22 protein-coding genes and 2 pseudogenes are annotated in these 21,482 nt (G+C 70.2%); 9 read left to right on the forward strand and 15 right to left on the reverse strand.

Going from position 1 to position 21,482, the window contains the following annotated elements; all coding sequences use genetic code 11:
* Nucleotides 1-68 precede the first annotated feature (68 nt).
* From A8M77_RS02735 to A8M77_RS02750, 4 genes are read left to right on the forward strand one after another with little or no spacing between them, the layout of a single operon-like run.
* Complete coding sequence (locus tag A8M77_RS02735; RefSeq protein WP_086920013.1) at nt 69-1,244, forward strand: CaiB/BaiF CoA transferase family protein; 1,176 nt, start codon at nt 69-71, stop codon at nt 1,242-1,244.
* Nucleotides 1,241-2,230, forward strand: a complete 990-nt coding sequence (locus A8M77_RS02740; protein ID WP_086920014.1) for a hydroxymethylglutaryl-CoA lyase — start codon at nt 1,241-1,243, stop codon at nt 2,228-2,230. Before A8M77_RS02735 ends, A8M77_RS02740 begins: the two co-directional genes overlap by 4 nt.
* Complete coding sequence (locus A8M77_RS02745) at nt 2,227-2,607, forward strand: VOC family protein (protein ID WP_086920015.1); 381 nt, start codon at nt 2,227-2,229, stop codon at nt 2,605-2,607. The genes A8M77_RS02740 and A8M77_RS02745 overlap by 4 nt, the downstream gene beginning before the upstream one ends.
* A gap of 50 nt (nt 2,608-2,657) precedes the next feature.
* The gene (locus tag A8M77_RS02750; protein WP_192871536.1) at nt 2,658-3,629 is read left to right on the forward strand and encodes a Bug family tripartite tricarboxylate transporter substrate binding protein; all 972 of its coding nucleotides are present in this window, start codon (nt 2,658-2,660) and stop codon (nt 3,627-3,629) included.
* A gap of 26 nt (nt 3,630-3,655) precedes the next feature.
* Here the strand turns inward: A8M77_RS02750 and A8M77_RS02755 are convergent, their stop codons facing one another.
* The 8 genes from A8M77_RS02755 to A8M77_RS02790 form a co-directional block, all read right to left on the reverse strand.
* On the reverse strand, nt 3,656-3,961 hold the full coding sequence (locus tag A8M77_RS02755; protein ID WP_086920016.1) for a hypothetical protein: 306 nt from the start codon (nt 3,959-3,961) through the stop codon (nt 3,656-3,658).
* A 179-nt stretch (nt 3,962-4,140) separates the two neighbouring features.
* The gene (locus A8M77_RS02760) at nt 4,141-5,946 is read right to left on the reverse strand and encodes a tannase/feruloyl esterase family alpha/beta hydrolase (RefSeq protein WP_192871537.1); all 1,806 of its coding nucleotides are present in this window, start codon (nt 5,944-5,946) and stop codon (nt 4,141-4,143) included.
* Between the two features lie 163 nt (nt 5,947-6,109).
* A complete protein-coding gene (locus A8M77_RS02765) occupies nt 6,110-7,294 on the reverse strand; it encodes a lipocalin family protein (protein WP_158100872.1) in 1,185 nt (394 codons plus the stop codon).
* Nucleotides 7,295-7,453: 159 nt separating this feature from the next.
* Nucleotides 7,454-9,247, reverse strand: a complete 1,794-nt coding sequence (locus tag A8M77_RS02770; protein WP_086920019.1) for a Dyp-type peroxidase — start codon at nt 9,245-9,247, stop codon at nt 7,454-7,456.
* On the reverse strand, nt 9,244-10,191 hold the full coding sequence (locus A8M77_RS02775; RefSeq protein WP_086920020.1) for a hypothetical protein: 948 nt from the start codon (nt 10,189-10,191) through the stop codon (nt 9,244-9,246). The genes A8M77_RS02770 and A8M77_RS02775 overlap by 4 nt, the downstream gene beginning before the upstream one ends.
* Before the next feature lie 84 nt (nt 10,192-10,275).
* The gene (locus tag A8M77_RS02780; protein ID WP_086920021.1) at nt 10,276-10,725 is read right to left on the reverse strand and encodes a DUF6130 family protein; all 450 of its coding nucleotides are present in this window, start codon (nt 10,723-10,725) and stop codon (nt 10,276-10,278) included.
* Nucleotides 10,726-10,895: 170 nt separating this feature from the next.
* On the reverse strand, nt 10,896-11,579 hold the full coding sequence (locus A8M77_RS37370; protein ID WP_337590004.1) for an OPT/YSL family transporter: 684 nt from the start codon (nt 11,577-11,579) through the stop codon (nt 10,896-10,898).
* 1,140 nt (nt 11,580-12,719) lie between these two features.
* On the reverse strand, nt 12,720-13,049 hold the full coding sequence (locus A8M77_RS02790; RefSeq protein WP_238136687.1) for a fatty acid desaturase: 330 nt from the start codon (nt 13,047-13,049) through the stop codon (nt 12,720-12,722).
* On the opposite strand from A8M77_RS02790, the gene A8M77_RS02795 reads away from it, so the two are divergent.
* The gene (locus tag A8M77_RS02795) at nt 13,027-13,242 is read left to right on the forward strand and encodes a tripartite tricarboxylate transporter substrate-binding protein (protein WP_086920022.1); all 216 of its coding nucleotides are present in this window, start codon (nt 13,027-13,029) and stop codon (nt 13,240-13,242) included. The two genes, A8M77_RS02790 and A8M77_RS02795, sit on opposite strands and share 23 nt — an antisense overlap.
* Before the next feature lie 18 nt (nt 13,243-13,260).
* Here the strand turns inward: A8M77_RS02795 and A8M77_RS02800 are convergent, their stop codons facing one another.
* Nucleotides 13,261-14,973 (reverse strand): tannase/feruloyl esterase family alpha/beta hydrolase, encoded by a 1,713-nt coding sequence (locus tag A8M77_RS02800; RefSeq protein ID WP_086920023.1) that lies wholly within the window; start codon nt 14,971-14,973, stop codon nt 13,261-13,263.
* 140 nt (nt 14,974-15,113) lie between these two features.
* Between A8M77_RS02800 and A8M77_RS02805 the strand changes: the two genes are divergently transcribed.
* The 3 genes and pseudogenes from A8M77_RS02805 to A8M77_RS37405 all read left to right on the forward strand — a co-directional run.
* Nucleotides 15,114-15,497, forward strand: coding sequence for a hypothetical protein (locus tag A8M77_RS02805; protein ID WP_238136688.1), 384 nt, complete (start codon nt 15,114-15,116; stop codon nt 15,495-15,497).
* Between the two features lie 135 nt (nt 15,498-15,632).
* Nucleotides 15,633-15,824 (forward strand): hypothetical protein, encoded by a 192-nt coding sequence (locus A8M77_RS36390; protein WP_192871543.1) that lies wholly within the window; start codon nt 15,633-15,635, stop codon nt 15,822-15,824.
* Nucleotides 15,764-15,943 (forward strand): annotated as a pseudogene (locus tag A8M77_RS37405) (fumarate reductase/succinate dehydrogenase flavoprotein subunit); the annotation flags it as partial. The gene A8M77_RS36390 and the pseudogene A8M77_RS37405, both read left to right, overlap by 61 nt.
* Here A8M77_RS37405 and A8M77_RS36395 read toward each other — a convergent pair.
* Entirely contained in the window at nt 15,939-16,133 is a 195-nt protein-coding gene (locus A8M77_RS36395) for a hypothetical protein (protein WP_192871544.1), read from the reverse strand. The pseudogene A8M77_RS37405 and the gene A8M77_RS36395 sit on opposite strands and share 5 nt — an antisense overlap.
* A gap of 127 nt (nt 16,134-16,260) precedes the next feature.
* On the opposite strand from A8M77_RS36395, the gene msuE reads away from it, so the two are divergent.
* On the forward strand, nt 16,261-16,839 hold the full coding sequence (msuE, locus tag A8M77_RS02815; RefSeq protein ID WP_086920025.1) for an FMN reductase: 579 nt from the start codon (nt 16,261-16,263) through the stop codon (nt 16,837-16,839).
* Between the two features lie 184 nt (nt 16,840-17,023).
* On the opposite strand, the pseudogene A8M77_RS02820 reads toward msuE, so the two are convergent.
* The 5 genes and pseudogenes from A8M77_RS02820 to A8M77_RS02840 all read right to left on the reverse strand — a co-directional run.
* A pseudogene (locus tag A8M77_RS02820) lies at nt 17,024-17,794 on the reverse strand (LLM class flavin-dependent oxidoreductase); the annotation flags it as partial.
* A 40-nt stretch (nt 17,795-17,834) separates the two neighbouring features.
* Nucleotides 17,835-18,692 (reverse strand): ABC transporter ATP-binding protein, encoded by an 858-nt coding sequence (locus A8M77_RS02825; protein ID WP_086920026.1) that lies wholly within the window; start codon nt 18,690-18,692, stop codon nt 17,835-17,837.
* Between the two features lie 24 nt (nt 18,693-18,716).
* Nucleotides 18,717-19,529 (reverse strand): ABC transporter permease, encoded by an 813-nt coding sequence (locus A8M77_RS02830; RefSeq protein ID WP_086920027.1) that lies wholly within the window; start codon nt 19,527-19,529, stop codon nt 18,717-18,719.
* Complete coding sequence (locus A8M77_RS02835) at nt 19,529-20,368, reverse strand: ABC transporter permease (protein ID WP_086920028.1); 840 nt, start codon at nt 20,366-20,368, stop codon at nt 19,529-19,531. The genes A8M77_RS02830 and A8M77_RS02835 overlap by 1 nt, the downstream gene beginning before the upstream one ends.
* Nucleotides 20,358-21,464 carry an ABC transporter substrate-binding protein gene (locus A8M77_RS02840; protein WP_086920029.1) on the reverse strand — a complete coding sequence of 369 codons (1,107 nt, stop codon included), beginning with the start codon at nt 21,462-21,464 and terminating at the stop codon, nt 20,358-20,360. The genes A8M77_RS02835 and A8M77_RS02840 overlap by 11 nt, the downstream gene beginning before the upstream one ends.
* Between the last annotated feature and the right edge of the window lie 18 nt (nt 21,465-21,482).

Here is a 21,482-nt window from a genome sequence, read left to right on the forward strand (position 1 = left end):
ATGAATACGGCGGCTTTCTTAAAGTCACGTTCATTCCATTCGAACAGAGAGAGAGAGACAAGCAAGCCATGAACGCACTGGAAGGCCTCAAGGTCCTGGAACTCGGGCAACTCATCGCCGGCCCCTTCGCCGGCAAGACCCTGGCCGAGTTCGGCGCCGACGTGATCAAGGTCGAGCCCGCGGAGGTCGGCGACCCGCTGCGCAAGTGGCGCATGCTGCGCGACGGCAGCTCGGTGTGGTGGGAAGTGCAGTCGCGCAACAAGCGCTCGGTCTGCCTGGACCTGCGCAGCAGCGAGGGGCAGGAGGCCGTGCGCGCCCTGGCACTGGAGGCCGACGTGCTGATCGAGAACTTCAAGCCCGGCACGCTGGAAGGCTGGGGCCTGGGCTGGGAGCAGCTGCATGCGCTGAACCCGAAGCTGATCATGCTGCGCATCTCCGGCTATGGCCAGACCGGCCCCTACCGCGACAAGCCCGGCTTCGGCGTGCTCGGCGAATCCATGGGCGGGCTGCGCTACCTCAGCGGCGAGCCCGGCCGCGTGCCGGTGCGCGTGGGCGTCTCGCTGGGCGACACGCTGGCGGCACTGCACGGCGTGATCGGCGTGATGATGGCGCTCTACCACCGTGCCGCGCACGGCGGCGAGGGGCAGTTCATCGACGTGGCGCTCTACGAGTCGGTGTTCAACGTGATGGAGAGCCTGCTGCCGGAATACGACGCCTTCGGCGCGGTGCGCGAGCGCGCCGGCAGCGCGCTGCCGGGCATCGCGCCCACCAACGCCTACCGCTGCAACGACGGCCACTACGTGCTGGTCGCCGGCAACGGCGACAGCATCTTCCGCCGCCTGATGCGCGCCATCGGCCGGCCCGACCTGGAGGAGGAGCCGGCGCTGCGCCACAACGACGGCCGCGTGGCCAACGTGGAGCGGCTCGACGCCGCGATCGAGGCCTGGACCTCGCAGCGCGGCCGCGACGAGGTGCTGGCCGCGCTCGATGCGGCCGGCGTGCCGGTCGGCCGCATCTACACCGTGGAAGACATCGCGACCGATCCGCAGTACCTGGCGCGCGAGATGATCGTCGAGGCACGCACCTCCGACGGCCGCACGCTCAAGGTGCCGGGCATCGTGCCCAAGCTCAGCGCCACGCCGGGCCGCATCGCGCATCCGGCGCCGCGGCTGGGCGAGCACACCGAGGCGCTCGGCAACGCCGGCTGGCCCGCGCGGGCCGTGTCGGAAGGAGCCGCGAAATGAACGGCGGCCAAGGCACGCGCCTCTTCATCAACGAGGTCGCCACCCGCGACGGCTTCCAGATGGAGAGCCGCTTCATTCCCACCGACGACAAGATCGCGCTGGTCGACCGGCTCAGCGGCCTGGGCTACGCGAAGATCGAGGTGACCTCCTTCACCTCGCCCAAGGCGATCCCGGCGCTGCGCGACGGCGAGGAGGTGATGCACCGCATCGCGCGCCGCCCGGGCGTGGTCTACACCGCGCTGGTGCCCAACCTGCGCGGCGGCGAGCGCGCGCTGGACAGCCGCACCGACGAGTTCAACATCGTCATGTCGGCCAGCGAGATGCACAACCTCGCCAACCTGCGCATGACGCGCGAGCAGTCCTTCGCGCAGCTGGCCGAGGTGATCGCGCTGGCGAAGCAGGCGAAGGTGCCGGTCAACGTCTCGCTGTCCTGCGTGTTCGGCTGCCCGATGGAAGGGGAGGTCGCACCGGACGCGGTGCTCGGCTGGGTTGCGCGCTTCGCCGAGCTGGGCGTGGCTGGCATGACGCTGTGCGACACCACCGGCATGGCCTATCCCACACAGGTGCAGGCGCTGTGCGCGGCCGCGCTGGAGCGCTTCGCGGCGCTGGACTTCACCGCGCATTTCCACAACACGCGTGCGATGGGCCTGGTCAATACCGTGGCCGCGATCGAGGCCGGCATCCGCCGCTTCGACATGTCGCTGGGCGGCATCGGCGGCTGCCCCTATGCGCCCGGCGCATCGGGGAACGTCGCGACCGAGGACGTGATCCACATGCTGCAATGCATGGGCTACGAGACCGGCATGGACCTGCCGGGCCTGCTCGAGGCAGCCGGCGTGCTGGAGCAACTCGTGGAGCATGCGCTGCCGAGCCAGGTCTCGCGCGCCGGCCACCGGCTGCGGCGGCATGCGCCGCCGGCCGACTTCGAGCAGATCGTGGAGCGCGCGCAGGCGCGCCGGGCCGACGGAAAGGAGCTTCGCCCATGATCGACCATCTGGACCACCTGGTGCTGACCACCGCGAACGAGGACGCCTGCGTGCGCTTCTACGTCGAGGTCATGGGCATGACGCTGGAGACATTCGGCGAGGGCCGCAAGGCTTTCCGCTTCGGCAATCAGAAGATCAACCTGCACGTGAAGGGCCACGAGTTCGAGCCCAAGGCCCTGGTGCCGATGCCCGGCGCATTGGACCTGTGCTTCATCGCCAGCGTGCCGCTGGAGGCCGTGATCGCGCGGCTCGCCGAGAAGCAGGTGCCGATCCTCGAGGGCCCGGTGCTGCGCACCGGCGCCGTCTCGCGCATCCGCTCGGTCTACGTGCGCGACCCCGACCAGAACCTGATCGAGATATCGGAAACCGTGCCCTGAGGGCGCGGCCCGCGAGAGAGAGCAAGACCCATCCCATAGGAGACAAAGCAATGATCCGTTCCACCAGCCGCCTGCTGGCCGCGGGCGTGGCGCTCGCCTGCGCCGCCGCCCATGCCGACACCTTTCCTTCGAAGCCCATCACCTTCATCGTGCCGACCGCGCCGGCCGGCTCCACCGACATCATGGCGCGCCTGGTGGCCGACCCGCTGGCGCGGGCGCTGGGCCAGCCGGTGGTGGTCGACAACAAGCCCGGTGCCAGCGGCAACATCGGCACCGAGACCGTGGCGCGGGCGGCCCCCGACGGCTACACGCTGCTGATGCAGTACTCGGGCTACCACGTCGGCAATCCGGCGATGTTCCAGCAGATCAAGTGGCATCCGACCAAGGACTTCGTGCCGGTCGCGATGGTGATGCGTGCGCCGCACGTGGTGGCGGTGAGCGCCAAGCTGCCGGTGAGCTCGATGAAGGAATTGATCGAGTACGGCAAGAAGAAGGGCGACGGCGGGCTCAACTACGCCTCGTCCGGCAACGGCTCGATGCAGCACATCGCGGGCGAGCTGCTGTCGCGGCAGGTGAAGCAGCCGATGACGCACGTGCCCTACAAGGGCTCGGGGCCGGCCATCAACGACCTGATCGCGGGCAACGTCGACATGTTCATCACCACGCCGCCCTCGGTGATCGGCCACGTTGCCAGCGGCAAGCTCAAGGCACTGGCGTACACGGGCACCCAGCGCCATCCCTCGATGCCGAACGTGCCGACATCGGCGGAGGCGGGATTGCCCGGCTACGAGGTGGATTCGTGGTTTGCCGTGTTCGCGCCGGCCAAGACGCCGCCGGAGGTGGTGGCGCGCCTGGGCAAGGAGATCAGCAAGATCGTCGAGAGCGAGGCCTTCCGCAGGAAGGTGGACGACCAGGGCGCCTTCGCCGTGTCGATGGATCCGCCCACCATGGGCAAGTTCGTCGACCAGGAACTGGCGAAGTGGTCGAAGGTGATCAAGGCGGCCGACATCAAGGCCGATTGAACAAGGCCCGCCGTCGGCCTGCCGTGTCAGCCGGCTTCGGCGATGAAGCGCTCCAGGTCGTGGTAGCCGGGGCCGAATTCCTGGGTGTCCACGCCGGCCAGCAGCTGCAGGTTCTTGACGCGTGCGGTGCCGTCCACGCCGTGCATGGTGCGCACCGGCAGTTCAGCGCCGGCTTCGCGCTCGGACATGCAGACCAGCACGACCGAGCCCGCATGCAGCGCGAGGTCGCCGCGATGGAAGGGGCGGCGCGCGTCGGCAGCCCGGAACACCAGCCTCGGAGCGCGCTTGCTCGGGGTGGTGGCGGACGGTTGGGCGGCGGTGATCTTGTGCATGACAGTGTGGGCGGTGCGGTATGGCGCCATCGTCGCGCAATTCGCGGCGATCGATGGGTATTGTCCGCGCTGGAAGTCACCGAAACTGTGGCATTAGTCGCCGCCAGGCGCAACAAATCATCCGGCATAGGCTGAACGCGAGGCCCGCGCCTGCTCCGGGCGTGCGCGCGAGGCCTTACTTACGAGCAGACGTAGGAAGCCGCGAGCCGCGGATCGCCACCGCTCAGCGTGGCCTTGGTCGGATACATGCAGATCGGCCGCGAGCTGGCCGGCGTACTTCCGCTGGCCGGCGCGGAGATGTCGATGCGCTCGGGCGAATTGCCGTTCTCCACCCACAGCGTCAGCGCCAGGTAGAGCTGGGCGTTGGTCGGCAGCGGCGGATTGGCATTCGGGTTCGTGGTGCCGTTGCTGAACCCGTGCGCCATGCCCGGCACCAGGAAAAGCCGATAGAAGTTGCGCACCACCGCATCGCCGCCCGCCCGGGAGGCCAGGCGTGTGTAGTAGTTCACGGTGCCCTGCGGTGGAATGAGCGTGTCCGCAAGGCCGTGGTAGACCAGCATCTTGCCGCCGCGCGCGGCGAAGCCGTCGATGTTCGGGTCATCGGTGTTGATGTTGGCGAAGGCGGCCTGCAGCGCGACGCCCTGGTCGAAGGCGTTGGAGAGATCCGCGTAGCCGAGCTGCTGCCACCGGTTCGCGCCGTTGCCCGTGGCGTTGATGAAGGTGGGCGTGGCCCAGGTCGGGTCCTGCAGCTCCAGCGCCACCATGTCGCTGGCGATGGTGAAGGGCGTGGGGCCGGCCAGTCCCGAGGGATTGGTGCCGCGCGTGAGGCCATACCAGCGCTGGTTGGCCGATGTCGATGGCGCGGTCGCGAAGCCGTTGTCGGCCGAAGGCGAGGGCACGGAGCCGTTGCTGGTCTGGCCGTACCAGATCTTGTTCATCGCCAGCGCCTGCGCGGCCGTCACGCAGCTGCCGGCCGGCCCGGTCCCGCCGCTGCTGGGACACAGCACGCTGGCATCCAACTGCGGGTCGTAGCGGCATTGCGAGGGGTCGGGGATGTAGCCCAGGTGCTGCCCGTTCACCACGTCGCAGGCATTGATCGCCGCGTTGCCCATCAGCGTGAGCTGGGCCGCGGTGAGCGGCACGCCGCCCAGATCGCGCTGGTAGACGATCTGCGGGTACAGCTCGGCCGTGATGAACTTGGTCCAGTTGATCGCCGGGGCGCCGGCCAGGATGCCGTCGAAGTCCGCGGGATTCGCCTGCGCCTCCATGTGACCCTGGCGGCCTCCCGTGGAGAAGCCGTTCCAGTAGGTGCGCGAGGCCGCCTTGCCGTAGAAGCCGGCGGTCAGCGCCTTGGTCTTGACGGCCATCTCGTGGATGCCGCGCTGCGCGAAGTCGGTCCACAGCGCCGCGTTGATGGTGCCGTCGGGCTTCATCGCGAAGGCGCCGCCATTGGCGGTGTTGGCGTGGCCTGTGTCGGTACTGGCAGAGACTGCGCCTTCGACCATGGCGGTGTCCGCCGGTGACCCGGCACTGCCGCCCGCGAGGCCGGCGAGCGCGGTCAGCGAGGTGTGGACGCCGCCGGCCCAGCCGCCGCCGCCCTTGACGTGGATGCGGCCATTCCACTTGGCTTCGCCGGGCAGCCAGACTTCGATGCCGATACCGGGGGAGGTGGAAGGCGCGTCCGCCGGGCCGGCGTTGCCCGGGCCCACCAGCAGTTTGACCACGCAGACGTCGGTGCTGGCCGTGGGCGTGGTGGGCGTCGCCGTGCCCGCCAGCAACAGCGGATCGCCGGCCTTGAAGGACTTGACCAGCAGCACGCTGGTGTTGGCATCCGGCTTGAAGGCGGTCTTGATGGATTCGTCGCAGTTCAGCTTCGTCTGGCCGGGCGGCAGGACCACGCCGCCGCCGCCATGGCCGCCGCCGCCGCCGCAGGCCGCGAGGCCGCCGGCCGCCGCGATGCAGGCCGCCCAGGCCCATGTCCTCATCCATCCGCCGAATCGGCAAATTCCACGCATGATGTCCCCCGTTTCACTGGCTACGCATCGCTGCATCGCCAGCGGGGTCATGCGCCGGGAGAAGGGACCGGGGCGTAGGACGATGCCGCAGGGCGGATGCGGCGGTCGCCTACCGGGGCGAACCGCGCCACCATCACTTGCCCTTCGCCGGCTTCAGACCCAGCCGGTCATAGCCGCTCAGCTCCAGGAACCCCTGTCCCTCCTGGCTGCCCGTCACCTTCACGGGCCCTTCCCAGTAGACGTTCGCGGTCGTTCCGGCCGAATCGAATTCGCTGTCGGGCAGAAAGGGCTTGACGCTCAGGGTGCCCGAGGGCAGCTTGATGCTCCACTCGACGACGTAGGTGATGTTCGTCTTCGGGCTGGTCCACCTGTTGCCTGGAATCAGCTCGGCCTCGCCCTGCCGGAGCGGCACGGCGCCCCTCGCGTCCGAGATCGTGCCTGCGGTGACGACGCTGCGTCCGTCCTTGTCGAAGAGCTCGTACAGCATCAGGTCGGAGCCGTCCTTCAGGTGCAGGGCGAACCAGTTCCAGCCCAGCGACAGGACGTCGAACTCGCCCCACTGCTGGTCGAACCACACCTCGCCGCGCACCTGCTGCGTCTTGCCGCCGACGACGACGTCGCCGCGCGCCGGCAGGCGGGGGCGCGAGTAGTAGTAGCTGATGCCGCTGCTGCCGAAGTCGAGCAGGCCCGGCGTCTCCGAGCCCGGCGCGCGGTGGGCGACGACCGGGCCGCTGTTGTCCAGCGTCAGCGTGATGGCGGCCTCGGCAAAGGCGGCGCGCAGCGCATGCCCTGAGTCGGAGGCGCTGGCCTGCCATCCCTCCTGCTTGAAGTCGAAGCCGTTGGGGATGTTCGCCAGGGGGCTGCCGCCGGTGCGGCTCTGGCTGACGTAGCGCTTGCCGGTCTGGAGGTCGGTCAGCGCCGCATGCATGACGGTGTGCTTGATCAGTCCGTTGGCGACGAACACGACCATGTGGAAGGCATAGCGCTGGCCCGCCGCCGCATCGAGGATGCCGCTGTAGTACCACCACTCCATCGCCGAGCCATGGGGCGCCTGGTCGGCCGGCAGCTTGAGGGGCGGGAGGGCGGCCGTGCGCTCCACGGGCTTGCGGCTGGCCTCGACCGGTGCGGTGGCGACGGCGACGGGCGGTTCCTCCACGGAGGCCAGGAAATAGAACAGGGCCCCGCCGACGATGACCAGGGCGGCGAGGAAGACCGCCAGCCCCTTCCAGCGCGCCCGCGCGCGAGCCTGGGGGGAGCGGTACGTCCTCGAGGAGGAACGCCTGCGGCGGCGCTTTCGAGGCCGGTCGTCGACATTCATGGAGCGCAGTCCTTTCCTGGGCCGGCAGCATGGCATCCGGCGGTTTCAGATCCGTGGCCGCGTCGCGGCCATGGGGTCGTTCAACCAGGAATGGTAATCACCGCCCGCGCAGGCTCCGCGGCGAGGAACGGGACGAAAGGGCGGATCGCGCCCAGGGGCTCAGGCCCCGAGCACCCCCGCAACGGCCTCGATGGGCGGCGAGAAGAAATACCCCCCGCCGGTCGCGACCACCCACTCGTCGCGCATCCGCACCCGCCGGCTGCCGCCGGACGGAAGGGGTACGTCGATGAAGCGATCGCGGGCACCGCGCGCGTCGCGCTGACCTATCACGGGATCGTGTCCACCGAAGTTCGGCTGCACCGGATTGTTGACCCAGCGACGCGTGATGAACTCGAACTGCTGCTCGATCGTCGCGCCATAAGAGATGAACATCAGGCCCCGTTCGGCTTCGAGCAGCTTGGGCGGCGGCCGCTTGACGCCCGCGATCGCCGGGCCGAACGGAATGCCCCGCCGCAGCAGGAAACGCATCATCGTGTCGGCCGGCTTGCCCAGGTCCGTGGCCACGTCGCGGGGATTGCTCTTGCGGATGTGCGCGAAATGCGGGCACACGAGTCCGAGCATGTCCGGCCCCGCCTGCGCGAAGCCGTCGCCGCCATAGCCCGGTATCGGTCGCAGCGGGATCGGCCGGGTCGGGTCGTTGAAGATGAAGTGGTTGTTGGCCCATTCGTCGCCGGCGAGCGCGGCGTTGTCGGCGGCGGGCGTGCGCATCAGCGGTGCGCCGCTGGGCCATCGGCCGACGAGCTGCGAGGCAAACTGCATCGGAGGCAGTCCCAGTGCGCCGCTCGCCGCGCCCACGAATCGCCAGAACGCCGGCACGTCCTGCCGCAGGCGCCTGCTCACGAGGTAGGAGCCCAGCGCCGCCCAGCGCGGGAAATTCGTTGCGCCCGGCGCCTGCGCCGTCAGGCTCTCGGTCGCCTGGCGCGGCTCGCCCAGGAGGAACTCCCCCGGCCAGACCAGCATCTGGCCAGGTCGCGCCATGAAGGCGGCTCGGGGATCGGCGGGATCGACATAGCGCGGCGTGATGTAGTCGCCGGGCGCCGTGGAGACCTTGCCGCGCACCCCCGGCTGCGAGACCCCGTCCTTGAAGCCGAAATGCTCGTGCCCCCGAAGGCGGCCGGGAAGCGTCTCGCCGCGCTGCTCGAAGATCAGCTTGAGGGTGTCGCGCGCCGCCTCGGCCTTGATCGCGTCCACCATGGTCTGGAGGTCGGGCGGATCGTCTGCCGCGACGATCACCAGCACGTCGGCCTCGTTGCGCGGGCCACCCACCTTCCAGTGCTTGACGTGGCCGGGGTGGCGTGGCTGGGTCGGGTCGCCGAGGAAGGTCGAGCGCGCCGCAAGCCCCTGGCGAAAGCTCTGGTCGCCGAAGGCCGCCGCGTCGTTCTTGCCGACCAGCTGCGCGATCGCGTCGCACGAGAAGGCGATGTTGACCCACGTGCTGCACATCGGCGGCTCTGACACGCCGAGCCGGCGCCGCATGGCGCGGAATGCGCGCACGAAGGCGAGCACGTCATCCATGGACGAGATCAGCGGCGAGATCCATCGCAGGAACTGCTTCGACTCGCGGATCTTGCCGAGACGAAAGAACAGGTAGTGCTGGTGGTCCTTGTTGAACCCGGGAATGACGTTCCCTTGAATGCTGCCGCGCTGCCGGGGCCCGTACACGGGTTCGGGCTCGCCCGGGGCATCGGTCTCGAAGACGCCTCCCAGGCTGGGCAGCACGATGCCCTTGGGCAGGATGAGCTGGGTGTCGGCCAGCGCCTCCAGCAGCTTGGGTGCAGCCGCCTCGCCCAGCTTGACGTCCGGCAGCAGGGGCTCGGGCTGGAGCACGGCCTCGGGCGGGGTGACCGATCCGGCCGGCTGGCCGGGTTGCTTGGCTTGCCTGGAAGTTTTCATCGGACTCTCCCGCCGGCGATGCCCGCCACCATCACGGTCACATGCTCAGCGAGCTGGCCGCCGAACTCGATCGGCCGCCCGCCGATGCGGATGTCGCCGACGACGAAGCCTTCGCCCGCCGGCACCTCGTACTCCAGCCGCAGCACCATGCCCGGGCTGCCGCGGACGATGCGCCAGTAGTCGCCCACCGGGCTGCCGTCGGGCCGGGTCCAGCCGGTGTCGTCCCAGTGGGCGATGTACAGGCCGATCGGTTCGCGCAGCGTGATCGACAGGCCGCGCCGCGCGAGCGCGGAGATGTCCATCGCGACCCGCGGATCGACCGAGGTGCGCGGGCCGGGGTTGTGCTCGAAGTTGTCGCGGGCCCCGAGGCTGTTGACGCTGCCTTGCGACAGGCCGAGCGCGGCGCTGAGCGTGTTGATCGTCTGGATGAGGTGGACGATGCCGTCGGCGTGATTCCAGTGATTGCGCCGGTTGTAGCCGCCGCCGGGGCTGGCCAGGTCCGCCTGAACGACGGCCGGGCTGACGAGCGCACGGTAGATGGCGACGACCCGCGCCGGATCCACGGCCCAGAGACGCTCGAAGTACTCGGGCGTCTCGGTCACGAAGCTGACCTTGCGGATCTTGCCGGCGCCGTTCCGCTCCACGTGCCACTCGCAATACTCCTCCTGGACATCGCGGTTGTCGCCGAGCGTGAAGGCGGTGTGGCGGTCGTCGCGGTGGCTGGCGACCAGCAGTGCACGCGGGAACGCCATCCAGGTGACGACGTGCTGGGCCGCGACCGCCACGTTGGTTTCGCTGGCGTCGTAGAACTCGCCGCTCGGGCTTCCCGGCGTGCTGGCGCTGAGGCTGCCGGCGATGTACGCATGCCAGTTGTCGTAGAACGGAGAGCCGGCAGGCAAGTCCCGCAGCGATGCCGGCGTGTCGAAGCGTGTCACGAGTGCCATGCTGGCTCCCGGTGCCTGAGGACCATCGAGGATGCAACCGGGCCGTGCCGGGCGCATCCTCTCGATGGAGGACGACGGCCCGCGTCAGTGCTTGTGCGGCGCCGCCTTCTGCTCCGGCACCGTCACCTCGACCGTCTGGCTGCCGAGGATCTTGTGGGTGGGGTCGGCCAGCTCGACCCGCAGCTTGTGCGGGCCCGGCTTCAGGCCGACCACGATGATGGGATCGCCGCTCGTGTGGGCCCAGGTGCCGGGGCCGTCGTCGACCGTCACGTGAAGGTGGCCGACACGCGGCGACACCTCCGAGGCCTCCTTGCCGAAGATCGGAATGATCCGGAAGTTCTCGGTCCGGTGCTGCAGGATGATGACGCCGCGGGCCAGGGGCTCGGGCAGCGCCGGGTACACCACCAGGCCGGGCGGCGCTTCCGACTCGATCGGCAGGATGGCTGCGGGACGGCCGGCCTCCGAGGGCGCCTGCGCCCAGGCCGCGATGGAGAAGATAGCGCCTGCGGCGGCGAGGGTGAGCTGTCTGAGCATGGTGTGTCTCCGGTCTGGGTGGCGATCGTTGCGATGCCGGTTGTCGATGCCTGTATTGGAGACCCCACTTGTATCGCCGATGTGTCGAGCGCGGGCCGATTTGCATGCCCGTGTGTGGACCGGGCCTGCCGGACACAGTGGCATACAAAGAAAGCGATCCGACCGGGCTCCTAGGCCAGCACCGCCAGCAGGCTGGCCACCCCGATCCCCACCGCCGCCAGCGCATCGCCGGCGATCAGGCCGCCGCCGAACAGCGAGGCGCTGCTCATGTCCTCCGGCACGTCACGCCGTCGTGGCGCGCGCGACGCCAGCAGGCTGCCCGCGACACCGCCCGCGCCGAGCCACAGCGCGGTCGGCAGGTTGACGAAGCCGCCGAAGGACAGCGCATAGGGCGAGGGCAGCACGATCGCGTCGAGCACGAAGTTGCGCGGGCGCAGCCACTTGCGCAGCAGCTCGATCGCCAGGCCGGCGGCGATGCCCGCACCGATGGCGGTGCGCTGGTGGGGCAGGTCCTCGGTCAGGCTGCGCAGCACGCCCACGAACTTGTAGGTCATGGCGGAGCTCCAGCCGGCCGGCTGCTGGTCCGCCTTCAGCACCGTCTGGTCCTGCAGCAGCACCGGGTAGGCGGCCATGAACAGGCGCGCGAACACCACCGCCAGGATCGCGCCCATGACCACGCCCAGCACCTGGTAGCGGAACTGCATCACCCGCGGCGTGCCGAGGCGCCAGCCGGTGGAGCGGTCCTGCTGCATGTCGCAGGCCACGCCGGTCGCCACCAGCAGCACCGCGCCCGCCAGGAGGCCGACGCCGGCGTCGCGCAGGCCCAGGGCGGCGAGGATGACGATCGTGACCACGAAGGCCGAGGAGATCGGGTTGGAGTCGCTGATGCCCACCGGATGCCGTTGACCAGCGCGAAGAGAAAGACCAGCGCCACCGCCACCACCAGGAAGAAGGCGGGCTGGCCCAGCAGCCAGTGCCCGCAGGCCACGGTGGCCGCCGCCCAGAAGAGCACCCACAGCACCAGGCGCGCGCTGTTGACGCGGCGCCAGTCCTCGGCGGCAGGCGGCGGCGCATCGTCTGCCGGCTGCCGCCGCTGCGCGCGCGGCAGGGCGCGGACGAAGATCAGCGCCAGGTCCACCGCGGCCGCGCCCATGATCGCGCCCAGCGCCAGCAGGAACATGATCTTGCGCGGCGGGTCGCCGGCCTGCAGCCAGCCGATGGCGACGAAGTGCGGCTGCAGCGCCACGCCGATCAACCCGCCCACCACGGCCGGGATGCCGATGCGCGCGCCGACCACGAGCCCCGCGCCGAAGGTGGAGGCCGAGAACTCGAGCGTGCCCAGCAGCGGCAGCCGGCTCGACGCCAGTCCCGCCACCAGGCCTGCCGAGATGCCGCCGCCCAGTTGCCGCACCGAGCGGCGTAGCAGCTCGGCATCGGTCAGCGCCCGCAGGATGTTGGCCACCGCCAGGCCCGAAGGAAAGGGCAGGCGCATGCGGTCCACCAGCACCGGCGTGCAGAGCATGCCGACGCCGACGCCGAACATGCCGATGCAGGCCAGGTACAGCACCATCTGCCAGGCCGGCGGCGGCGGCAGCCCCATCCAGGCCATGGCCTGCAGCAGCACGCCCAGCCCGCTCATGCTGGCGACGGAGGCCGCGGCCGTCTGGATGTAGTTGGCGCCATGCCGCCCCGCCGCGCCGTAGCCCGCGGTGACGGCGGAGCCCAGCAGCCCCGCGAACACCTGGCCGCCGACGAAGAAGCCCAGCGAGAAGTTCATGTAGGCCGCGGTGACGCCGGCCAGCGGTCCCAGCACCAGCATGCCGGCCGCCGCCAGGAGCAGGTGGTAGCGCCAGCTGCCCTCGGCGGGCAGCCAGCGGCGGCGGGAGCCTGGGTGTGGGTCCATGGGGGCCTCTGCTGCCTGTGCGACCCCGCGAGTATGTCCTGCCGTGCCGGTGACGCGGGCTGCGGCGCCGGGCCGGCCCGCCTTCTTCCCGCTACCAGCGCGGATGTACCGGCGCGAACACCGGCCGGAACAGGAAGCGCCGCGCGATCTCGCCGTAGCCGCGGTAGTAGAAGTGGCCGTTGGCCGCCAGCACCGCGGCCCGGTGGCGCCGGAAGTGGAAGGGGATCTCGTACCACGGCATCGTCGGCACCCGGTGGTGCACGTGGTGCAGGTTGTTGTAGAGGTAGAGCAGCCCGAACACCAGGTTCGACTCCACGATCGCGACCCGCCCGTGCGGCGTGTCGCTCCAGCGGTGCTCGGTGAAGGCGCGCAGGCCGCCCAGCATCATGCTGGGGTAGATGCCGTTCGCGCCGGCGCGCACGCCGCAGCGCGCGCTCGACACCATCGCGGCCGACGCGGTCCGCATCGTCCGGCTGCCGGCCGTGCGCACGGAGCTGGCCGCGCAGGGCATCGAGGCCACCGGCCAGGCCCAGCGCGAGTTCCAGAAGCAGGTGGAGACCGAGTACGCGCGCTACGAGCGCATCGTGAAGGTGGCGGGCATCAAGGCCGATTGATCTGTCCGCAGGCGCCTCTCAGGGCTGCCCGGCGCGGCAGGCATAGCTCGATGCGGACGTCCGGTCGCCGCCCGTGTAGTGCGGGTAGCCGGGATAGCGGCACATCGGCCGCGAGCCCTGCACCGCGAAGGGCGGCAGCGCCGCCTTGCTGGTCTGCACGACCGCGTCGGGCGGCACCGCCCGGCCGGTGACCCAGCGGTCGAGCGGGTCGAGCAGATCCGCCATCGTCGGGATCGCCGTCTTGTCCGTCACGCTGCGCGCGTTGCCGGTGTGTGTGGAGGCGGGCGAGACGTACAGGCGCACCGCGCCGTCGACCGCCGGCTGCCCGAAGCGCGCCACCAGTGCGCGGTAGTACTCGAAACCCATGTGCGCGCTCTGGGCCCGGTCGGCCGCGTTCTCGCGAATGATGAGCTTGCCTCCGCGCGCGAAGAAGGCCGACAGGTCGGGGTTGGTCGAATCCATCAGCGCCGATGTCTGCTGCACCCGCGCCGTGAAGGCCTCCGGCCGGTAGCCGCGCACGTCGTAGTTCGCGTCGCGCGCGACGGCGTAGCGGACCCAGTTGCTGCCGTACAGCCACTGCGTGGCGGCGGTCGCGGCATTCGGCGGTACGGTGGGCGGCGCGCTGCCGGTCACCCACCGCACCAGATTGAGGGCGGTCGGGCCGTCCAGGCTGTCCTCGTGGCCGTAGAGCCAGGGCGGGTAGGCGGTGATGCCGTTGGCCAGCGGAAAGGAGAACCCGTAGGGCGAGTGGATGGCGCGCAGCAGCGACAGCTCGGCATCCGACAGGCACTGCGGCCCGGCGTCGGTGCCGCCCGGGCAGCGCAGCGGCTGCAGGTCCACGCGCGAATGGCATGCCAGGTAGTTGTTGACCACGCCGTCGACGAGCCCGTCGAGGCCGTCGCAGGCATCGGCCGTCGCCTTCGCGATCAGCGGCGTCTTCGCCGCGTCGAGCCAGTCGCCGAACTGCGGCACCTCGTTGCGCACGAAGGCGTGGAAGAGGCCGGTCCAGTTGATCACCGGCACGATGCTGACGATGCCGTCGTAGTCCGCCGGAAAGCGCTGCGCCATGGTCAGGCCTTCGCGTCCACCCTCGGAGCCGCCGAAGTAATAGAGCTGCCGCGGCGCCTGGCCATAGAACTGCTGCGTCAGCGCCACCGCCACGTCGCGCACCTTCTTGTACGAGGCAAAGGCGAAGTTCTCCAGCATCTCGTCGTTCAGCGCGAAGGCGCCGGGCTCGCTCGCCGGCGACGCCGAGGCCTGGTGGCCCGAATCGGTGCCGAAGGTGGCGTAGCCGCGCGCGATGGGCAGCGGATCGCCCGGTGCCGCGTCGCGCAGCGGCGCCAGCCCGGTGATCAGCACGCCGTTGAATCCGCCTCCGCCGTACTGCAGCGCCTTGCCGTTCCACTGCACCGGCAGGTTGAGCTGGAACTGGATCGGCTGCGCCGCCGGGTCGCGCGGTGCGATGCTGCCCAGGAGCTTGCAGTGCTCGGGCGTGGCGGGCGCGTAGCCGCTGCCGCTCACGGCGCCCGGCACGGCCGCGACGAGCTGCGCCGATTGCACCGATGCGGCCCCGCTGGGCAGGCCGATGGCCGATGCGGGGATGGTGCGGCCCGCGAGCGCCGTGCAGGCCGGTCCGGGCTTGGCCACCGCTGGCGGCGGCACGTGGCTGCAGGCGGCCAGCGCCAGGACGAAGGCCGTGGCCGCCGAGACGGCGGGAAGTCGTATGTGCATGGGGAGCCTCCAGGCGCCGGTTCGCCGGAATGTGGCGGTGCCGCGCCGGCGCATCGTAGCCGGCTGCGGCGCTGTGTCGCCACCCCTCCCCGTGGATCACAATCCCGATTCACTGAACAACGATCCGGATCGGGATGCGAATGATCAACGCCGCCGAGCTGCGCGCGCTCGCTTCGAAGGCATCGAAAGCCGAGGCCGCCGGGTGCGTTTGCACGCCGTTGCAGACGCCGTCGTGGGAGAGCATCACGGACGAACGCTGGCCCGCCGAGGTGCAGCGCGTCGGCACCTTGCGCCAGGCCGACGTCGACGAGCCGACCTTCGAGGAGTTTCATCCGGACGGCACGCGCTACGAATCGGCCGATGCCCCGGTGGCCGTGGCGTGGTTTCCCTTCAACCGCAGCGACGTGTACGCGTGCAGCCGCTGCCGGAGCGTGTTTCTCCGCTACACGGAGTACGGGGGGTATTACGTGGATCACCGCGTGCGGCGGGTGGATCCGCAGCTGGTGGTACCAGGGCCGGATTGACTTCGCGTTGAGGCAATCATGAGGTCTCTTGCAGGAGTCGTCGATGCGCCAGGCTGACGCCGCGCGCGCAAAGCGCATCAGGTCATTCGCATTCCTTCTTTGGCAAGCGTGCCGCGGCTTTGCAGAATCCGTGGCGTGAAACAGACCCTCTATGTGTCGCCGGTGGACCAGGTCCGCTGCGTTCTCGCCGTCACGGCGACGTCCTGGCAGGTGAAGCCGAGGCCCGTGCGCGCCGTGGCCCATCGCGCCGCGCCGCCCAGGCCACCTCGGCCGGACCGCGATCGGCTGGAAGAGGCGCTGGCCCGGGGCTGGCGCTGGGCGGTCTGAGCACCACCGGGGCCGCCAAAGTGAAGCGCAGCGGCGCCATCAGCATGGGCATGGACGGGTTGAACAACGCGGTCATCCCCGGCCATGCCACGCCCGAGCAGTACGTGTGCAAGATCACGTGCTGCCGATGCCCGAGGGCCACGACGCGAACATGGGCCGCACTCTGTGCTCCATCTGCCGATGCGGGGGCGCTTGCAGCGCCTCGATCAGCAACTCGCCGGTTCGCTTGCCCTTGAGGCGATTGAACTCGTCCGCATCGACAACCACCACCGCATCGCGACCGTACAAAGGTGACGTGCTGCGGGCCATCGCTGGCTTATCTGAAAAGTTGCTAAGCCTGCGCCTTTTTCTTCGTTCTCAACCGGGCCGCGCACTTCAACAATTCGGCGCTTCGGGCTGCCGGCCCTTCGCCTTCTCTCCCATTCCCCTTCCTGCCATGGCCCACAAACTCAAGATCACCGCCGTCTCCGGCGGCCTGCAACGCCCCTCGCGCACCCTCGCGCTGGTCGAGGAACTGCTCGACGGCCTGACCGATGCATGGCCCGCCGAGACCCGGCTGGTGGAACTCGGCCCGCTGGTGCCGAAGTTCGGCAGCGTGCTGCAGCGCGACCATCTGCCGGCCGATGTCGAGCGGGCGCTCAGGGACGTGGAGACGGCCGACCTGCTGGTGGTGGCCAGCCCGATCTACCGCGGCACCTATGCCGGCCTCTTCAAGCACTTCTTCGACCTGGCCCACCACGAGGCGCTGATCGACGTGCCGGTGCTGCTGGCCGCCACCGGCGGCAGCGACCGCCACGCGCTGGCGATCGACCACCAGCTGCGCCCGCTGTTCAGCTTCTTCCAGGCCCACACGCTGCCGATCGGCGTCTACGCGACCGACAAGGAGTTCGAGAACCATCGCGTGAGCGGCGAGGCCCTGCGCGCGCGCATCGCATTGGCGGTCGAGCGCGCCCTGCCGGCGCTGCGCCAGCGTGCCGGCGCGCCGCACGAGGTGCCCTCGCTGGCCCTGGCCTGATCCCGCGTCGATGGTGAACAGCGCTGACGATGCAGGCCTTGGGGGTTCGCCAGACGAGAACGGCTTGCTTGAAGTGACTGAAGCGCCCACCGGCCGCTGTCGGCGTGCATCGCGCGATCAGGCTCCCGGGGCGGGCCGAGGGCAGCGGGTGGCGCCGTTCCTCCTCCTTGACTTCACTGCGTCGACCGCCCGGGAGCCATGGCGCCATGATGTTGAAGCCGTCAGCCCCGCCTTCCTCGAACCAAAGCTGCAGCTGGTCCGCGATGCTCGCGGGCGTGCCCACCACCTGCTGGTGGCCGCGCGCGCCGGCGATGCGCAGGTACAGCTCGCGGATGCTGAGCCCGTCGCGCCGCGCCAGGTCCAGCAGCAGACGCTGCCGGCTCTTCGGGCCGTTGGTCTCGGGCAGTTCGGGCACGGGGCCGTCCGGCGGCAGGCCGGAGAAGTCGAAGCCGCCGATCGCGTTCGACAGCAGCGCCAGGCCGACCGTCGGGTGCACCAGGTTCTGCAACTGCTGGAACTTGGCCTCGGCTTCGCCCTGCGTGCGGCCGACCACCGGGAAGATGCCGGGCATGATCTTCACGTCCTCCGGGTCGCGGCCCAGCGCGGGCAGGCGGTTCTTGATGTCGGCGTAGAAGGCCTTCGCCTCGTCGAAGGTCTGGTGCGCGACGAAGATCACCTCGGCCGTGCGCGCCGCCAGCGCGCGCCCGGCATCCGAGGCGCCGGCCTGCACCACCACCGGCCGGCCCTGCGGGGAGCGCGCTGGAGGTCACGAGGTTCCAGCCCGACCGCCCACCGCTGATCTGGTCGAGCGAGGCGAACTTGCGCGCCACGCGACGTCGTGGCGGAAGTTGCTGCCGGCATCGGCCTGCGCGCCCGGGTGGCGCCAGGCAGCGACGTGGTGGCCGGCCTGCATGAGGAAGGCGCCGAGCTTGATCTGGCGCGCGGGTCTGGTCATGGGGGAAGTCACTCGCTGAAAGAGAAGAAGGGTAAAAGGCCTACCAGGCCAGCTGCAGCCGCCCCGGCAGGCCGAGGCCGGGACGCTCGGGCGGCGGCGTGGCGGCCGGCGCCGCATCGGCGTCGAGATCGATGAAGTCGCCCAGCACGTCGTCCCGCAGGGCGATGAAGGCCGGATCGCTGCGATTGCGCGGATGCGGCAGGTTCACCTCCACGATGCGCTTGATGCGCCCCGGCGCGGGCTGCATCACCACCACCCGGTCGCCGAGGAAGACGGCCTCCTCCACGTCGTGCGTGACCAGCAGCATGGTGATGCGCTCCTTCTGCCAGATGCGCTGCAGCTCGTTCTGCAGGCGCGAGCGGGTGAGCGCGTCCAGCGCGCCGAAGGGCTCGTCGAGCAGCAGCACGCGCGGCCGGTTGACCAGGCCGCGCGCGATGGCCACGCGCTGTGCCATGCCGCCGGAGATCTGGTGCGGGAAGGACTTCTCGAAGCCTTCGAGGCCGACCAGCGCCACGTGCTCGGCCACCAGCTCGCGCTTCTCCCTGGCCGACAGCGGTGCGTTGCGCAGGCCCACCGCGATGTTCTGCGCCACGTTGAGCCAGGGGAACAGCCGATGGTCCTGGAACACGATGCCGCGCTCGCGGCCGGTGCCCGAGATCGGCTGGCCGTCCAGCAGGATCCGGCCTTCGTACTGCGCATCGAGGCCGAGCACCAGCCGCAGCAGCGTGGACTTGCCACAGCCGCTGGCGCCCACGATGCTGACGAAACGGCCGGCCGGCACGTGCAGGTCGATGTCCTGCAGCACCTGCAGCTCGCCGCCGCTGGCCTGATTGTTCGCATAGCGCTTGCCGAGGCTGCGGATGTCGAGCTCGTTGGAGGAATGGGGCGTTGTCGTCATGGAGAAGATGTCTTTCTGTGTCCGTCAGGCACGTCCGGTCCAGCGTGCCAGCCGCCGCTCCAGTGCGCGGGCCGCGGCGTTCATGGCCCAGCCGACGGTGCCGATCACGGCCATGCCGAAGAGCACCAGGTCCATCTGGAAATGCTCGCTGCCCTCGATCAGCGTGTTGCCGATGCCGCGGCCGGCCACCAGCAGGTACTCGGCGCCGATGGTCGCGAGCCAGGAGTAGATGAGCGCCAGGTAGACGCCGGTGAAGATCGAGGGCAGCGCCGCGGGCAGCACCACCTGGGTGACGGTCTGCCAGCGCGTGTAGCCGTAGACCCGGGCCACCTCCAGCAGCGCCGGCGGCGTGGTGCGGATGCCGTCGCAGGTGTTGACCACCACCGGCACCAGGGCGGCCAGCGAGAGGAACACCACCTTGGCCACGTCGCCCAGCCCGAACCAGACCGAGATCAGCGGAATCCACGCGAACAGCGAGATCTGCTTGAAGGTGTTGAAGCTCGGGCCGATCAGCCGGTTGGCCAGGCCCGACAGGCCCAGCAGCGCGCCGAGCACCAGGCCGAGCGAGGTGCCGATGAGAAAGCCCGTGGCCTCGCGTGCCAGGCTGGCGCTCAGCGCGCGCCAGAGGCGCCCGCTCGTGACCTGCTCGACCGCGGTGCCGAGCACCTTCGCGGGGGACACCAGCAGGGCGGAATTCACCACGTCGAGCGAGGACAGCGCCCACCACAGCGCGATGGCGGCGACCGGCAGCACGAGTCCGCGCCAGCGGTTGTTCCCGGCCGGCCGCAGCGGCTGCAGGGCGGCACGTTCGGCGGCGTCGTGCGACTGCGTGCTCATCATGCAGCTCCAGGCCGGCGCCGGTGCACGGCCGTTTCGAGCGCATCGAGCACCCGGTCGATCGCATAGCCGATCGCGCCGACCACCGCCACCGCCGCCATCACCAGGTCGAGCTGGAACAGCTGCCGGCCGTAGACGATGAGGTAGCCCAACCCCTCGCTCGAGGCCACCAGCTCCACCACCACCAGCGACAGCCAGGCCTTGGTGAAGCCCAGGCGCAGGCCGGTGAAGAGCGTGGGCACGGCGTGCGGCAGCACGATCTCCAGCACCTGCTGGCGCCGCGTATAGCCGTAGACCTCGCCGACCTCGCGCAGCGCCACGGGCGTCTGCCGGAAGCCTTGCAGGGTGTTGAGGGCCACCGGCACCATCGCCGCCTTGGCGATCAGGATGTACTTGAGCGGCTCGCCGATGCCCACGATCAGCAGCACGAAGGGCAGCCAGGCCAGCACCGGGATCTGCACCAGCGCGTTGAAGCTCGGCAGCACATAGGCTTCGGCGCGCCCCGACAGGCCCATGGCCGCGCCCAGCAGGAGGCCCAGCACGCTGCCGGCGGCGAAGCCCACGCCCACGCGCGCCAGGCTGGCGCCGGTGTGCAGCCACAGGTCGCCGCTGGTGGCGAGGTCGCGCAGCGTCTCCCACACGAATTGCGGCGAGGGCAGGACCTGCGGCGAGATCCAGCCCTGCGCGGCGCCCGCGGTCCACAGCGCCAGCAGCGCGAGCGGCAGCAGCCATGGCAGGGCGGCGTCGCCGATGCGTCGCCAGGGCAGTCGCGGCGCGGCGGCCCGCGCGCTGCCCAGCGCCGGGGTCTCGACAACCGCCGCGGCGCGCTCAGCGGCCATTGACGGCCACCGACTGTTTGCTCTTCGGCCGGCCCTTGGCGTCGTAGGCCGTCCAGTAGTTCTCGAGGCCCTGCTTCTTCAAGGCGTTCTGCAGGTAGCGGGTGTCGAACCAGTCGTCGACCGTCACTTCGCGGCGGATCAGCTTGAGCTTGAGTGCATCGGCCACCACCGCCTTGTAGCGGCCGACGATGAACTCGTCGGCCAGCGGCGAGTTGCGCTCGGCGAGCGGCTGCTTCTCGAACTCGGCCGCCCAGGAGGCGACCGGCGTGCCGCTCCTGGCCCAGATCGCGAACAGCGCCTCGCGGTTCTTCTCTTCCGAGGACCAGTGCGCGGCGCGCACGAAGACGTCGACCACGCGCTGCACCTCGGCCGGGTTGGCCTGCTCGAACTCGCTGCGCACCAGCAGCGAAGCCTGTCGGGTGTAGGCCGGGTCCTGGCCCTGCGTGGAGTAGACGATCTTGGCCAGGCCCTGGTCGCGCACCTTGAACCACTCGTAGCCGCCGAAGGCCGCGTCGACGCCGTTGGACACCAGCGCCGCCTGCGCGCTGCCGGTGTCGAGGTTGACGCCCTTGATGTCGCGCTCGGCCAGGCCGTTTGCCGCCAGCACGTTGATGGCGACCAGATGGCCGTTGGTGCCGCGGAAGATCGAGACCTTGCGGTCCCTGAGGTCCTTGATCGAGCGGATGTCCGAGGCCGGCGGCACCGCCACGTAGAGGTTGTTGCGCGCGCCGCTGACCACCAGCACCTTGGTCTTCAGGCCGTTGGAGCGGCCCACGATCGAGGGCAGGTCGCCCTGATAGGCGAAGTCGATCTGCTTGTTCGACAGGGCCTCGTTCACCGCCGGCCCCGCGCCCTTGAAGAACAGCCACTCGACCTTGGTGGCCGAGCCCTTGAACTCGTCCTCCAGCCACTGGTTGACGCGCACCACGCCGCCGGGCGACCCGCCCCAGGTGACCGGGTCGCCGCCGCCGGCGGTGGCGACGCCGATGCGGATCACCTCGGGCGCGGCCTGCACAGGCGCGGCGGCGAGTGCCGCCAGGGCCAGCGCGAGCAGCGCCAGCGCCGGGCGGCGCAGGAAGGACAGAGTCCGTTGCATGTTCTCTTCTCCTCTCGT

Origin of the sequence: Variovorax sp. JS1663 (assembly GCF_002157355.1) — a bacterium.
Lineage (GTDB): Bacteria > Pseudomonadota > Gammaproteobacteria > Burkholderiales > Burkholderiaceae_C > Variovorax.